Annotated in this window: 14 protein-coding genes; 9 read left to right on the top strand and 5 right to left on the bottom strand. The window is 67.6% G+C overall.

Annotated features, from left to right (window positions below; genetic code table 11):
• Positions 1-10: 10 nt before the first annotated feature.
• Together N7607_RS08690 and N7607_RS08685 are read left to right on the top strand one after the other, a co-directional pair.
• Positions 11-1,384, top strand: coding sequence for a DUF1329 domain-containing protein (locus N7607_RS08690; RefSeq protein ID WP_279868900.1), 1,374 nt, complete (start codon positions 11-13; stop codon positions 1,382-1,384).
• A 133-nt stretch (positions 1,385-1,517) separates the two neighbouring features.
• Positions 1,518-2,429 carry a LysR substrate-binding domain-containing protein gene (locus N7607_RS08685; RefSeq protein ID WP_279868899.1) on the top strand — a complete coding sequence of 304 codons (912 nt, stop codon included), beginning with the start codon at positions 1,518-1,520 and terminating at the stop codon, positions 2,427-2,429.
• Between the two features lie 8 nt (positions 2,430-2,437).
• Here N7607_RS08685 and N7607_RS08680 read toward each other — a convergent pair whose 3' ends face one another.
• Positions 2,438-2,920 (bottom strand): hypothetical protein, encoded by a 483-nt coding sequence (locus tag N7607_RS08680; RefSeq protein ID WP_279868898.1) that lies wholly within the window; start codon positions 2,918-2,920, stop codon positions 2,438-2,440.
• Positions 2,921-2,975: 55 nt separating this feature from the next.
• The gene (locus tag N7607_RS08675; protein WP_279868896.1) at positions 2,976-3,440 is read right to left on the bottom strand and encodes an OsmC family protein; all 465 of its coding nucleotides are present in this window, start codon (positions 3,438-3,440) and stop codon (positions 2,976-2,978) included.
• Between the two features lie 152 nt (positions 3,441-3,592).
• On the opposite strand from N7607_RS08675, the gene N7607_RS08670 reads away from it, so the two are divergent.
• The 4 genes from N7607_RS08670 to N7607_RS08655 all read left to right on the top strand — a co-directional run bounded on the left by N7607_RS08670 (position 3,593) and on the right by N7607_RS08655 (position 7,779).
• On the top strand, positions 3,593-3,718 hold the full coding sequence (locus tag N7607_RS08670) for a hypothetical protein (RefSeq protein WP_279868895.1): 126 nt from the start codon (positions 3,593-3,595) through the stop codon (positions 3,716-3,718).
• A 14-nt stretch (positions 3,719-3,732) separates the two neighbouring features.
• Complete coding sequence (locus N7607_RS08665) at positions 3,733-5,034, top strand: MFS transporter (protein WP_279868894.1); 1,302 nt, start codon at positions 3,733-3,735, stop codon at positions 5,032-5,034.
• Positions 5,035-5,051: 17 nt separating this feature from the next.
• Positions 5,052-6,521: a CapA family protein gene (locus tag N7607_RS08660; protein ID WP_279868893.1), complete on the top strand. Its 1,470-nt coding sequence runs from the start codon at positions 5,052-5,054 to the stop codon at positions 6,519-6,521.
• 160 nt (positions 6,522-6,681) lie between these two features.
• On the top strand, positions 6,682-7,779 hold the full coding sequence (locus tag N7607_RS08655; RefSeq protein ID WP_279868891.1) for a M14 family metallopeptidase: 1,098 nt from the start codon (positions 6,682-6,684) through the stop codon (positions 7,777-7,779).
• 13 nt (positions 7,780-7,792) lie between these two features.
• Here N7607_RS08655 and N7607_RS08650 read toward each other — a convergent pair whose 3' ends face one another.
• Together N7607_RS08650 and N7607_RS08645 are read right to left on the bottom strand one after the other, a co-directional pair.
• Positions 7,793-8,503: a transporter substrate-binding domain-containing protein gene (locus tag N7607_RS08650; RefSeq protein WP_279868889.1), complete on the bottom strand. Its 711-nt coding sequence runs from the start codon at positions 8,501-8,503 to the stop codon at positions 7,793-7,795.
• Positions 8,490-10,169, bottom strand: coding sequence for an ABC transporter substrate-binding protein (locus N7607_RS08645; RefSeq protein ID WP_279868888.1), 1,680 nt, complete (start codon positions 10,167-10,169; stop codon positions 8,490-8,492). The genes N7607_RS08650 and N7607_RS08645 overlap by 14 nt, the downstream gene beginning before the upstream one ends.
• 240 nt (positions 10,170-10,409) lie before the next feature.
• On the opposite strand from N7607_RS08645, the gene N7607_RS08640 reads away from it, so the two are divergent.
• The 3 genes from N7607_RS08640 to N7607_RS08630 are packed head-to-tail and all read left to right on the top strand — an operon-like array spanning position 10,410 to position 13,629.
• Entirely contained in the window at positions 10,410-12,032 is a 1,623-nt protein-coding gene (locus N7607_RS08640; RefSeq protein WP_279868886.1) for a methyl-accepting chemotaxis protein, read from the top strand.
• A 23-nt stretch (positions 12,033-12,055) separates the two neighbouring features.
• The gene (locus N7607_RS08635) at positions 12,056-13,213 is read left to right on the top strand and encodes a hypothetical protein (protein WP_279868885.1); all 1,158 of its coding nucleotides are present in this window, start codon (positions 12,056-12,058) and stop codon (positions 13,211-13,213) included.
• Between the two features lie 11 nt (positions 13,214-13,224).
• A complete protein-coding gene (locus N7607_RS08630; RefSeq protein ID WP_279868884.1) occupies positions 13,225-13,629 on the top strand; it encodes a phosphate ABC transporter substrate-binding protein in 405 nt (134 codons plus the stop codon).
• Positions 13,630-13,681: 52 nt separating this feature from the next.
• Here the strand turns inward: N7607_RS08630 and N7607_RS08625 are convergent, their stop codons facing one another.
• Entirely contained in the window at positions 13,682-14,728 is a 1,047-nt protein-coding gene (locus N7607_RS08625) for a nitronate monooxygenase (RefSeq protein ID WP_279868883.1), read from the bottom strand.
• Positions 14,729-14,772: the final 44 nt, after the last annotated feature.

Here is a 14,772-nt window from a genome sequence, read left to right as displayed (position 1 = left end):
GTCTGAGCACATGAAGCTTTCCACTCTCCACACCCAACTCCTGCGCGCCGGCGGCCTGAGCCTCGGCCTGCTCGCCGGTCAGGCCCTGGCCGGCGTGCCGGCCGAGCAGATCGCCCGCCTGGACAAGGACCTGACCCCGATCGGCGCCGAGCGCGCCGGCAACGCCGACGGCAGCATCCCGGCCTGGACCGGCGGCCTGGCCAAGGACGCTGGCAACCGCGATGCCGACGGTTTCCTCAGCGACCCGTTCGCCGCCGACCAGCCGCTGTTCACCATCACCGCCGATAACGTCGCCCAGTACCAGGACAAGCTGACTCCCGGCCAGCTCGCCCTGTTCAAGCGCTACCCGCAGACCTACCGCATCCCGGTCTACCCGACCCGCCGCTCGGTGACCATGCCCAAGGCCTACCTGGACACCAGCCGCCTGAACGCGGCCGACACCCAGCTCGCCGAAGGCGGCAACGGCCTGCACAACTACCGCAGCGGCGGCCTGCCGTTCGCCATCCCGCAGAACGGCCTGGAAGTGATCTGGAACCACATCGGCCGCTACCGTGGCCTGGCCTTCCAGCGCATGGTGGTGCAGGCCTCGCCGCAGGCCAACGGCGCCTTCACCCCGAGCCTGATCAAGCAGCAGCTGGCCTACCCGGTGGGCCTCAGCGACTACGCCGCGCAGGAGATGAGCAACGTGCTCTATCTCTACCGCGAGGAATTCCTCGCCCCGGCGCGCCTGGCCGGCGGCGTGCTGCTGGTCCACGAGACCATCAACCAGGTCAAGGAACCGCGCATGGCCTGGCAGTACAACGCCGGCCAGCGTCGCGTGCGCCGCGCCCCGCAGATCGCCTACGACAGCCCCGGCGCCGAAGGCATGCGCACCATGGACGACTTCGACATGTTCAACGGCGCGCCGGACCGCTTCGACTGGAAACTGGTGGGCAAGAAGGAGATGTACATCCCCTACAACAGCTACAAGCTGAGCTCGCCCAAGCTGAAGTACAGCGACATCATCAAGCCCGGCCACCTCAACCCCGAACACACCCGCTACGAGTTGCACCGTGTGTGGCACCTCACCGCCACCCTCAAACCGGGCCAGCGCCACGTCTATTCGCGTCGCGACATCTTCCTCGACGAGGACAGCTGGCAGGCCGCCGAGGCAGACGCCTACGACGGTCGTGGCCAGCTGTGGCGCGTGTCCGAGGGCCACGGCACGTTCTTCTACGATCAGCAGATCCCGCAGTTCAGCGCCGAGACCCACTACGACGTGCTCTCCGGCCGCTACGCCGTCGGCGCGCTGTTCAACGAAGAGCAGAACGCCTACCAGTTCGACGTCAAATACAGCCGCAAGCAGTTCACCCCCAGCGCCCTGCGCGCCTCGGGGCTCCGTTGATCTCCACGCAACACTCCTACCTTGGCGGCCTGCGGGCCGCCGTTTTTTTATCTGCCGTTACACCAGCGAACGTCCGAGGCCCGCGTTTTGCTTTAAATTCAGCCCCCTGTCCTCCGAAACACCGGCGTCGCTCATGAAGTTGCACCAACTCCGCGCCATGCTCGCGATCAGCGAGAGTGGCAGCATCCAGGAGGCCTCGCGCCTGCTGCACATCTCCCAGCCGGCCCTGTCCAAGGGCATCAAGGAACTGGAGGCCGAGCTCGGCGTACCGCTGCTGATCCGCTCCAACCGCGGCATCACCGTCACCGAATACGGCGAGCGCCTGGTGCGCCGCGCGCGCCTGATCCTCGAAGAGGTGCGCCGCGCCCGCGAGGAAATCGAAACGCTCAAGGGCGTGATGGACGGCAAGGTGTCGATCGGCGTCTCGCCGGTCACCCCCGGCGCCCAGTTCATCGCCAGCCTCAACCGCTACCGCAAGCGCTTCCCCAAGGTGCAGGTGCAGATCAACGAACTGCGCCCGTCCAAGCTGATGGAGGGCCTGCGCGAGGGCCAGCTGGACCTGGTGCTGACCTCGCTGCCGGCGATCCGCAACAGCGACGGCTTCCACTGGACCGAGCTGTACGCCCAGCCCACCGTGCTGGCCGTGCGCAAGGGCCACCCGTTGAGCGGGGCGCGCGCGCTGGAGGAGCTGCGCGATCAGGAGTGGCTGCTGCAGGACTCGCTGGAGCAGTCGCGGGTCGGCCTGATGTTCGAGCAGTACCGGGTCGAGCCGCCGACACGGGTCATCGAATGCGCCTCGGTGGTGCTGTTCTCCGAGCTGGCGCTCAATACCGACGCCATCAGCTACTGGTCACTGCGGGTGCTGGAGCACGTGCAGAAGCTCGGCCAGGAACTGCACGTGCTGGACGTGGCGGAACAGGTGCCGCCGATGAACATCTCCCTGGTCTGCCGCGACCAGGAACTGATGACCCGCGAGGCCAAGGCCTTGGCCGACGAACTGGTGTACGCCTACAAGAGCCCGCACGCGCCGAAGCTGGGCGATTAGCCCAGGCCTCAGGTCGCGCTCAGGCGCGGTTGCTGGTCGAGGAACAGCACCAGGTCGCGCACGCTGCTCACCCGATCGAACCAGGGATTGTCCGCGGTCCGCTCCAGCGAGCGACCACTGAGGCGGGCCATGTCCGCCAGCAGGTCGAGATCCAGATCGTCGTCATCCAACCGCAGATCCTGCTTGAGCCGGTCATCGGCGCGGATCGGCAGGCGCCCGCCGAGGTAGCCGTGCAACGACTCGTACACGGCGCGAATCACCCAGGTATCCACCTGACGCCGTGGAAAAGCGCGGGCGAACTGGCAGATGGACTCGCCCTGACGTTGCGCGGCCAGGCGCGCCAGATAACGACGATCACGCCACACCATCCACAGCCCCAGCACAACCAGCCCCGCAATGAACCAAAGCAACCGAGGCTGCAGGCAGATGGCCAGGAGCGCCACCGACAGCAGGAACCAGGCCGCCACACGCTGACCTGGCGAGGCTGCCATTGTGGGCTCTTCCGCATCATGCATTCGTCTGGACGGTGTACGCATTCCGTTCACCTCAGGGATAGGCCGGCTCGCAGCGTACCTCGGTCTTCACCGAGCTGGCGATAAAGCACTCCTCGTGCGCCTCGTGGTGCAGTGCGTCGAGCTGTTCGCGGCTCGGGGCGGCGCCGGCGAAACTCACCGTCGGGCGCAGGGTGACGCGGGTCATGGCCAGGCGGCCCTCGGCGTTCCTACCCATGCGACCTTCGGCCTGGTCGCGATAGGCATCCACCCGCCAGCCGTCACGCGCCGCCAGCGAGAGGAACCAGAGCATGTGGCAGCTGGACAGCGAGGCGACGAAGGCCTCCTCCGGGTCCACCGCGTCCTCGCGCGAACCGGGCAGTGGCACCACGTGCGGCGAGGACGAGGCGGGCACCTCCACGCCACCGTCGAAACGCCACAGGTGACCGCGGCTGTAGCGGTTGTCGAGGAAGTCCTGGTCGCCACGCGACCAGAGGATTTCGGCGCAGTAGATCGCCATGGCAACACTCCCGAACGGGCCTGGCGGGCCAGCATAACCAAGCCACCGGGCGCTGCACATAACCAAAGCCGATACACATGCGCAGAGGTGATTATCCGTGGCCTGCCCACCTGCGGCATGCTGCGCCGCAAGCTACGACAAGGACACCCCCAATGCCGCTGATCCCGCAGCTCCTCGCCTGGCAGGATGAATTCGCGCGGTTGCGCCAGCAGATCCACGCGCATGCCGCACGCGGCTTCGAGGCAGCACACGCCAGCCGTCTGCTCGCACCCATCTGAACGAGGCCTGAGCCATGCAGTCCCCCTCCACCCAGAGACGCGCCCTGATCGTCGCCATGCTGCTGGCCGTGATGGTCATCAGCGTGCTGGACAAGACCATCTTCGCCTTCGCCGGCCCGCAGATCATCGACGAGCTGAAGCTCACTCCCGAGCAGTTCGGCTTCATCGGCAGCGCCTTCTTCTTCCTCTACTCGGTGTCCGGCGTGCTGGTCGGCTTCCTCGCCAACCGCGTGGCGAGCCGCTGGATTCTCTCCGGCATGTCGGTGGTGTGGATGGGCGCGCAGATCCTCACCGCAATCTCCACCAGCTTCTATGCCCTGGTCGCCAGCCGCATGCTGCTCGGCGCCGGCTGTGGTCCGGGCACCGCGGTGACCCAGCACGCCGCCTTCAAATGGTACGCCCCGCGCGACCGCGTGCTGCCGGGTGCCTGGATTCATATCGCGATCATGGTCGGTGCCATTCTCGGCGCCCTGTCGCTGCCGCTGCTGATCCAGCACCTGGGCTGGCGCGTCGGCTACCTGATGCTGGCCGGCGTCGGCCTGGTCTGGCTGGTGGTCTGGCTGTTCGTCGGCCGCGAGGGCCAGCATGACGAGGCGCCCGGCGAAATCGTCGGCGGCACCGCCAGTTACCGCCACCTGCTGCTCAACCGCACCTTCATCTTCATCACCCTGCTGGGCTTCTGCAGCTACCTGCCCAACGCGCTGATCTACAGCTGGATTCCGACCTACCTGCAGAAGGGTCTGGGCATGACCCCGATGCAGTCCGGCTATGTGGTGATGGCCGCCACCATCGGCGTGATCGTGCTCAATCTGGTGGTCTCCGCCCTGTCGCAGCGTGCCCTCAAGCGCGGTGCCAGCGTGCGCCTGGCCATGGTCTTCCCGCCGGCCATCGCCTGCGTGATCGGCGGCATCGCCATGAGCCTGCTGGGCTTCGTCGAGCAGGGCGTGGCGCTGACCATCACCCTGTACCTGATCGGCGGCATCGTGGTGAACCTGACCACTACCTTCTCCAACACCACCGTCGCCTACATCGCGCCGGCCAAGCAGCGCGGCAGCATGCTGGCCCTGCACATCGGCCTGATGACCAGCGCCGGCATGATCGCCCCGCACGTGGTCGGTCAGGCCATCGGCTGGGAAGGCGGCGACCTGGTCAAGGGCTTCGAACTGGCCGTGGGCCTGTTCGGTCTGGCGCTGATCGCCGGCGGCCTGCTCGCCCTGCGCCTGGTCAACCCGGAGCGCGACCTGCACACCATCGGCGCCCTCACCCGCCAACCCGATTCCGCATCCAATAACGAGCCGGCCGCTAGCCAGGCCTGAGTCAGGAAATCTGTCCCATGCACAAACGAGTTCCCTCGCCGCAGAAACGCCCCGAGTCCATCCAGCTGCCCGAGACCTGGCGTCACGCCGACGTGGAAGACGGCTTCTGCGTGGTCGCCGTCGGCGACATCATCATCACCCACGCCATCGCCGACAAACTGGCGCGCAAGTCGCCCGAGCTGCTCGACATCCTCAAGCGCGGCGACGTGGTGGTGGGCAACTACGAATGCACGGCGATCGACTTCAACCGCTATGACGGCTACCCCGAGGCGCTGTCCGGCTTCTCCTGGCTGCTCAGCGACGCCGACGCCCCGGCGGACCTGGCCAGCATCGGCTTCAACATGATGTCGCGGGCCAACAACCACGCCCTGGACTGGGGTGCGGCCGGCCTGAAGATGACCGACGAGTTGCTGGACGATGCCGGCATCGCCCACGCCGGCACCGGCAGCAGCCTGGCAGCCGCCCGCGCGCCGGCCTTCGTCAACACCGATAAGGCGCGTGTCTCGCTGATCTCCTACGCCACCACCTTCGAGGCCAACGCCCCGGCCGCCGACGGCCTCGGCATGGTGCCGCCGCGCCCGGGCCTGAGCCCGCTGCGCACCACCCCGCATCGCCTGGTGTCGCCGCAGGACTTCGCCGTACTCAAGCGCCTCAACGAGCAGGAGGCCTTCCAGGACCATTACCTGCTGCGCACCCTGCACGGCGAGCACAGCGTGCACCTGGGCATGGCCCTGCACTACCGCGTCGACCCGAATGCCGCACCGGGCACCGTGCGCATCCACTACGAGTGCGACAAGCTCGACCAGGCCGACATCGTGCGCAACCTGCGCCAGGCCAAGCAGACCAGCGACTTCACCATCGTCGCCCAGCACACCCACGAGCCGGACAACCAGTGCATCGAGGTACCCAACTACCTGCCGACCCTGGCGCGCAGCCTGGTCGACAGCGGAGCCGACATGCTCTGCGGCCACGGCCCGCACCAGATCCGCGGCATCGAGGTCTACCGGGGCAAGCCGCTGCTCTATTCGCTGGGCAACTTCTGCTTCATGGACAACAGCATGAAGCTGATGCCCGCAGACAAGTGGGAGAGCCGCGAGTGGCTGGCGGCCGAGGCCTTCGTCGGGCCCAAGGGCATCACCAACCCGCGCCTGACCACCGCGGCCGAGTTTCTCGAATGGAAGCGCGTGGTCGGCATCTTCAGCGAGCCGGTGTGGTTCGAGAGCGTGATCGCCGAGTGCCACTTCAACGCAGGCGGCACCCTGCGCGAGATGCTCCTGTACCCGATCGAACTGGGCTTCAACGGCCGCGACGCCGAGCGCGGCATTCCGCGCCTGGCCTTCGACACCGCCGAGAACGACGCCCAGGCGCGGCGCATCATCGAACGCCTGCGCGACCTCTCCGCCGAGTTCGGCACCGTCATCGAGATCGAGACCGTGCAGGTCGGCGAGCGCCAGAGCAGCATCGGCCGCGTCGTGCTCGACTCATGACCGCCAACCAGGGCTAGCGCCCCACAAGGTCGCCAGCCCGGGGCACGCCCCAACCCCAACGACCGATCCGTCGCCCGGCACCGGCCACAAGCCTGCGCCGCAGGCCCGGCCATGCCCGCGAAACCCCGCGGGCCGCTTTCACCACAAGGAACTGCACAACATGGATCTCTCCAGCTTCTCGCAGAGCTACGCCGAAGCCCGGCAGAAATTTCTCGCCGCCAGCGCCGCCACCGGCCTCGCCGTCGAATCCCATGTCCACCCGCTGCGCGGACGCGACGACGAGGAGCTGGCGATGGACGTCGCCCGCCTCGGCCCCGCGGATGCTGCCAACCTGCTGATCCTCAGCAGCGCCTGCCATGGCGTCGAGGGTTTCTGCGGCTCCGGCATCCAGGTCGCGCACCTGCGCGACAACGCCTGGCTCGAGCGCTGCAAGCGCGACGACCTGGCCGTGCTGTTCATCCACGCGCTCAACCCATACGGCTTCTCCTGGCTGCGCCGGGTGACCGAGGACAACGTCGACCTCAACCGCAACTTCGTCGACTTCAGCCAGCCGCTGCCGGACAACCCCGACTACCGCGCCGTCGCCCACCTGCTGCTGCCCAAACGCCAGCCGCCGACCCTGCTCAGCACCCTGGGCCTGGTCGGCTATGCCCTGCGCCACGGACGCATGGCCCTGCAGGGCGCCATCTCGCGCGGCCAGCACAATGACCCCACAGGCATGTTCTTCGCCGGCACCGAAGCCACCTGGAGCAACCGCACGCTGAAACAGGTGCTGCGCCAGCACGGCCAGCAATGCCGCCGCCTAGGCTGGATCGACATCCACACCGGCCTCGGCCCGCGCGGCATCGGCGAGCGCATCTACAAGGGCCGGCAGACGCCGGAAGACATCGCCCGCTGCCGCCGCTGGTGGGGCGAGCAGGTCACCAACAGCGCCGAGGGCAACTCGGTGTCGGCCAAGCTCAACGGCACCATCGACAACGTGGTGCCGGAGATCTGCCCGCAGGCCGAGTACAACGGCCTGACCCTGGAGTACGGCACCCTGCCGGGCCTGCAGGTGCTCAACGGCATGCGCGGCGACCACTGGCTGCAGCGCAATCCGCAGGCACCCGCCGCCCAGCAGGAGCGCATCAAGCGCCGCCTGCGCGATGCCTTCTATGTCGATGCCGATGACTGGAAGCAGCAGATCCTCGATCAGGCCCGCGAGGTGCTGGACCAGACCCTGAGCGGGCTCGCCACGCCGCTGCAGTCCCGCGTCTGAGGCAGCGCGGGCCTCAGTGCAGTTCCAGGCCGTGCTTGCGGTACAGCGCCTGCACCCAGCCCTCGCGGTACATCTGCCGCAGGTTGTCCTGCAGGCGCTGCAACTCGCCGGGGTCCATGCGCGGGTGGCAGGCGATGTCTTCCATCAGGGTCAGGAACGGCAGCACCTCGCGCGGGCGCGGGCTGGCCGAGAGCGAGTCGACCACCGCCGAGCTGGTCGCCCACAGGCGTGCGCGGCTGCGCTGCAGCATGCTCAGGTTGAGCGACTCCTTGTTCGAGTAGATCACTGCCACGCCGATGCTCTGCAGGTACTCGCCAGCGCCGGAGCCCTGGTGACTGAGCACGCGCAGGCCGCGGACCTGCTCCAGACTGCTCAGCTGCAGGTTGTCGTCAGCCTTGGCGTACAACCCCAGGCGCGACACCAGCAGCGGGCCGACCCAGGCGAAGTAGGGCTCGCGCTCCTGCTGGCGCTCCACCAGCAGCACGCAGCTGCGCTCCTGCTGCTGCACCTGGTGCAGGGCGCGCTGCAGCGGCATGAAGCTCAGTCGATAGGCGATGTCGGCACGGCGGAACAGCTCGGCGGTCAGCTCCGGTACCAGGCCGCTGGCGCTGCCATCCGGGCGCTGCTGTACCAGCGGCGCGCGCTCCCAGGCGAACAGCTGCAGCTCGGCGGCGGCCAGCGGCAGGCTGAGCAGGCTCAGCAACAGCAGGCTAATCCCACGCACGCAGGGCCTCCTCGTACGGCAGGGTGCGCCCGGGCGGGCGTTCGTTGTCCAGGCGCGGCCAGGGCGCGCCTGGCTTGCCCAGCCACTCGCCGGGTGGGCGCGCGGGATTCAACGCAGGCGCGCAGGCGTGTTGCTGGCGCTGGCCGACGACCTGCAAGTGACGGTCGAAGGCCAGGGCCAGATTGCCCAGGGCCTGGGCCGCGCTGAGCTTGCCCGACACAGCCGGGTGCAGCTGGCGCCACCACAGGCTGGCCATGCCGCTGTAGTCCGGCACGTTGGCGCCGGTGGGCGTCCAGCGCCGCGCCGCGCGGCTGCGGTAGAACTCCACCAGTCCGCCCAGGCGCGGTGCCTCGGCCAGCAGGGCCGGCGAATCGAGATCGGAGCGGCGGATCGGGGTCAGGCCGACCAGGGTCTTGCGCAGCGACACGCTCTTGGCGGTAACGAACTGGGCGTACAGCCAGGCCGCCTGGCGCTGGCGCAGCGGCGTGGCCTTGAGCAGGGTCCAGGCGCCGACGTCCTGGTAGCCGGACTTCATGCCATCGCGCCAGTAGGCGCCGCGCGGCGACGGCGCCACCCGCCACTTGGGCTTGCCCTCGGCGTCCACCACCGGGCTGCCGAGCTTGGTGTAGTCGGCGGTAAAGGCGGTGTACCAGAAGATCTGCTGGGCCACCAGGCCGCGGGCGGCGACGTTGCCGGCCTGGTTGAAGCTCATCTGCTGCGCCTCGGGCGGCGCGTAGCGCTGCAGCCAGTCGACGTACTGCTGGATGGCGTAGACCGCCGCCGGGCTGTCCAGCGCGCCGCCGCGGGCGACGCTGGCGCCCGCCGGGCGACAACCCTCGACGCGGATGCCCCAGTCGTCCACCGGCAAGCCGTTGGGCAGGCCCAGGTCGGCCACCCCGGCCATGCCCAGCCAGGCGTCGGACAGGCGCCAGCCGATGGAGGGATCGAAGCCGCCGTAGTCCATGTGGCCGTAGACGCGCTGGCCGTCGAGTTCGCCGACCTGCTCGGTGAAGAAGGCGGCGATGTCCTCGTAGGCCGACCAGTTCTGCGGCACATCCAGTTCGTAGCCGTAGCGCTGGCGGAAGGCCTTGCGCAACTCCGGGCGCTCGAACCAGTCGCGGCGGTACCAGTAGAGGTTGGCGAACTGCTGGTCGGGCAACTGGTACAGCCTGCCGTCGGGGGCGGTGACGAAGGACAGCCCGATGAAGTCGCCCAGATCGAGGGTCGGCAAGGTCACGCTGGCGCCCTCGCCGGCCATGAAGTCGGACAGCACCAGCACCTGGCCGTCGCGGAAGTGCTGGCCGAGCAGGTCGCTGTCACTGACATAGGCGTCGTACAGCGGCAGACCGGTCTCCTGCTGGGTGCGCAGCTTGTTGACCACGTCGTCTTCGCCGCTGATCTCGTGGATCACGCGAATACCGGTAAGCCGAGTGAACAACGGCGCCAGCACGTTGGTCTCGTACCAGTGGGTGTCGATGCGCTCGGCGATCACCCGCACCTGAGTGCCGGCGAACGGCTTGCCGGCCTGGGCGAACCAGGCCAGCTCGGCGCGCTGCTCGGCGGCACTCAATGAACTGGGCTGCAGCTCGGCCATGGCCTCCTGCAGGGGGTCGGCAGCATGCGTGGCCGCGCTCAGCACCAGGCCGAGCAATATCGCAGCGCGCATCGGAGGCTCCTTGTAGTTATGCGCTGAGTCTAGGCGAGTGCCGGGAGGAGCCGCCAGAGCCCCCTGCGACCGATGGTCCCAGGCGCAACCGGCATTTTGCAGCTATAGAAAGAAGAGGGACGGCCGACATAGCAATAACCACACATAAGCATCACCTATGGTCACAGGATGACCGACCAGTGGCCTTTAGCCACCAATCGGCTTTCTGTACACTCTGCGCCCCCGATTTGGGTACCTGCCATGCTGAAGAATCTGTCGCTAACCCTGAAGTTGTCGCTGCTGCCCGCCGTTGCCCTGCTCGGCCTGCTGCTGTTCGTGGGCTATACCTCGATGCAGCTATCGGCCAACGATGCCCGCCTGGACACCCTGGAGACCCACAGTTTCCCCACCCTGGAAAAGGCCGATGCGGTGAATTTCCAGTTCTCCCGCCTGCCCGGCCTGCTCAACAGCGCCGTCGCCGCCGGCGAGCTGTCGACCCTGGACGAAGCACGCCAGGTGCTGGCCGAGATCGCCAAACTGCAGCAGGCCTTGCAGCCACTGACCGGCGCCAACAGCGAGCGCGCCGGTGAGCTGGATGCCTGGCGCCAGGCCATCGGCCGCTACGCCGACAATGCCCTGTCCTCCTCCGAACAGCTGATCAAGGGCAGCGCCGGTTTCGAAGACCTGCGCCCCAACCTGGACCGCATGGCCAGCGACCTGGCCGCCGCGCAGAAGCTCGGCGAAACCTTCCGCGCCCATGCCTACGAGGACTTCCAGAGCACCCTGGGCCAGGCCCGCACCGACAACGCCGAGACCACCCGCGTCGGCTTCATCCTCACCGCCCTGCTGGTGGCCCTGGTCGGCCTCGGCGCCTGGGTGATCATCCGCGGCATCATGGGCAACGTGCACGGCGTGATCGATTCGCTGAAAGCCATTGCCCGTGGCGATGGCGACCTGACCCGCCGGGTCAACGTCGACTCGCGCGACGAGATCGGCGAGATGATCCAGCTGTTCAACGGCTTCCTCGACAAGCTGCAGGGCACCATCCGCCAGACCATCGACGCCGCCAGCCCGCTGGGGCAGATGTCCCAGGAACTCTATCGCCTGACCCAGGACGCCACCCAGAACGCCCGCTCGCAGCAGGGTCATACCGATTCGATCGGCCGTGATATCCAGACCATGACCAGCAGCATCCAGGAAGTGGCGCAGCGTTCGCAGCAGGCCTCCGAGGGTGCCGGCGCCGCCTCGCGCCAGGCCGACACCGCGCGCGCCAGCATCGGCAGCCTGTCCAGCAGCATCAGCGACCTGGGTAGCAGCGTGATGGGCGCGGTCCAGGCCATGGAGCAACTGGAGGAAGAGACCCAGCAGGTGGGCTCGGTACTCACCGTGATCCGCAGCATCGCCGAGCAGACCAACCTGCTGGCGCTCAACGCCGCGATCGAAGCCGCCCGAGCCGGCGAACAGGGCCGTGGCTTCGCCGTGGTCGCCGACGAGGTGCGCAACCTGGCGCAGAAGACCGCCGCCTCCACCGCCGAGATCCAGCAGATCATCCAGCGCCTGCAGAACAGCGCCAACGGCGTGCTCAACGTCATGACCGCCAACGGCGAGAAGGCGCAGAACAGCATCGAGCGTTCGGTGGAAGCCACCCGCATGCTCGAGTCCATCGCCGTGGCGGTGGGCCAGATCGACCAATTGAACGCCGGCATCGCTCAGCTCACCCAGGAGCAGATCGGCCTGTCCAGTTCCATCCAACAAGAGACCCAAGTGTTGCAGCAGGATGCCCAAGCAACCGCCCACGGGGCCGACGCCACCGCACGCCTAGGCGAGCAGCTGGTCAGCACAGGAGACCACCTGCGCGCGGCAACGGCCCAATTCCGCGTTTAACCCATTCAATGGAGCATCACCGCATGACCAATGTTCGTGTCCTCGGTATGGCGATCTGCCTGGCCAGCACCCCGGCGTTCGCGCTGGAGCAAGGCGAAGCCCTCATCAACGGTTTCGGCACCGTCGGCATCACCCACCTGGGTGGCGAAGACGACGGCCGCGGCTACGGTCTTTCCGGCCAGACCAACGATTCCTGGCGCGGCGACCAGCTGAGCAAGTTCGGCGCCCAGCTGACCTACGGCGTCACCGACACCGTCGGCCTGACCCTGCAGACCACCGCCAAGGCCTATAGCGATGAGTGGAAGGCCAACCTGGAGTGGGCGTACCTGTCCTGGCAGAGCACCGACAACCTGATGATGCGCTTCGGTCGCCTGCGCACCCCGGTGTACATGTACTCCGAGAGCATCGACGTGGGCTTCAGCTACCCCTGGCTGCGTCTGCCGGACGAGGTCTACAGCCAGGTCCAGCTGTCCAACTACGAAGGCGCCGACCTGGTCTACAACCTGCCGCTGTCCTTCGCCACCCTGTCGTTCCAGGTCGCCGGCGGCGTCGCCAAGAACCGTGACTACTACCTGTACGACGAAGAGTTCGACATCGACTACGACAACGTCTTCGGTTCCAGCGTGAGCCTGGCCACCAACGACTTCGGCACCTTCCGCATCGGCTACGTCGAGGCCGATATCGAGACCGAGATCGCCGGCAGCTTCACCGACATCCTCGGCAACCCGAGCTCGGCCACCCTGCTGTCGCTGGATAAGGACAAGGGCAAATTCACCTCCATCGGCTACCAGTACGACAACGGTACCTGGCTGACCGCCAACGAGTGGACCAGCCGCGTGATCGAGAACGACAACACCCACAGTACCGACTCGTTCTACCTGATGGGCGGCCGCCGCTTCGGCGACTTCCTGGGCCATGTCACCTACGCCCAGCTGGATGAGGACGAAGGCCGCCAGAGCTCCTGGACCCTCGGCCTGAACTACAACATCCTGCCGACCGTGGTGCTGAAGGGCGAGTACAAGCGCGTGGACACCAAGGGTGGCTACGACGGCGTGTTCGTGCGCAACTCCCAGGAGCTGTACGACAACACCGTCAACGACCGCACCAACGGCCTGCTCGGCGTGCCGGCGCGCAACTACGACGGCGACATCATCAGCGCCGGCGTCGACTTCGTCTTCTGAGGAGCATGCATATGAAGCAGTCCATTCGCATCCTCCTCGCCGCCGCCAGCCTGGGCGTTGCCGCCCTGGCCCAGGCCGAGGTCGCCGTGATCGTCAATGCCGGTGCGTCCGCCGCACCGTCGCAGTCCGACGTGGCCAACATCTTCCTGGGCAAGAACAAGTCGCTGAAAGGCGTCGACCAGAAAGACTGGAACCCGACCAAGGAGAAGTTCTACACCGCGGTCACCAACAAGAACGAAGCCCAGCTGAAGTCCTACTGGTCCGGCCTGGTGTTCACCGGCAAGGGCCAGCCGCTGCCGAGCGTGGCCGGCGATGCCGATGTGGTCGCCAAGGTGTCCGCCGAAGCCGATGCCATCGGCTACGTGGACAAGGCCGCGGTGACCGACAAGGTCAAGGTGCTGTTCACCCTGCCCTGATTACGGGGTAGCGCGATAGAAAAGGCCGGCGGGGCGACCCACCGGCCTTTTTTCATGCCTGCTGCATCTCCTTCACCAGCGTCGCCACCAACTCGGCTGCCGGCAGCTCGCGAGCCAGTGGAGCACCCTGGCCGGCCCACTGGGCGGCGAAGTCGTGGTTGCCCTGGGCACTGGCGGCGGCATGCAGGGCCTTGGCGGCGTCGTAGCAGATCGGATAGTCAGGTAACGCCGCGCCCAGGTCGCCGTACAGGCGATTGGGCAGGCCGCGGGCCGGGCGGCCGGAGATATTGGCGGTGATCTCGGTGCGCGCGGCCTTCTCGCCTTTCAGCGCCGCCCGGTAGGCGGCGTTGGCGGCAGACTCGGGGCAGAGCACGAAGGCCGTGCCCAGTTGGACCCCGGCCGCGCCCAGCGCCAGCGCGGCGTTGATGCCGGCGCCATCCATGATGCCGCCGGCGGCGATGATCGGCAGGCGCGACTGCTGCGCCAGCAGCCGCACCAGCGCCAGGGTGCCGAGGCCGGCATCACCCCATTCCGGCGCGAACACGCCGCGATGGCCACCGGCCTCGATGCCCTGCGCCACCAGCGCATCCACACCAGCAGCCTCGGCCAGGCGGGCCTCCTCGGGGGTGGTCACGCAGGCCAGCAGGCGGATGTCGGCGAACTTCAGGCGCTCGATCCACGCTTGCGGCGGCAGGCCGAAGTGGAAGCTGACCACCGCCGGGCGCAGCTCCAGCAACACTTCCAACATGTCAGGGTCGGCCAGGAAACTCCGGTAGATTTCGCGCAGCTGCGCCGGCGGCTCGGTGCCGAACTCGGCGAACAGCGGGCGCAGGCGCTCCAGCCAGGCCTGCTCGCGAGGGGCATCGGCCACCGCTGGCGCATGGCAGAACAGGTTGAGGTTGAACGGCTTGTCGGTCAGCGTACGAGTCTGCGCGATCAACTCGCGGGCCTGTACGGGCGTGCTCGCGCCCAGGCCCAGCGAGCCCAGCCCTCCGGCCTCGGACACTGCGGCGGCCAGCTGTGGCGTGGAAACGCCGACCATGGGCGCCTGGATGATGGGGTGAGACACACCGAGCAGGGTGCAGAGCGACGCGGACATGACGGAATCCTGAGTCTGGAGATGAGGCACGTCATTATCGGGGC

This window comes from Pseudomonas sp. GD04019, assembly GCF_029837695.1.
Lineage (GTDB): Bacteria > Pseudomonadota > Gammaproteobacteria > Pseudomonadales > Pseudomonadaceae > Aquipseudomonas.
This window is presented reverse-complemented; position numbering and strand designations above follow the sequence as displayed.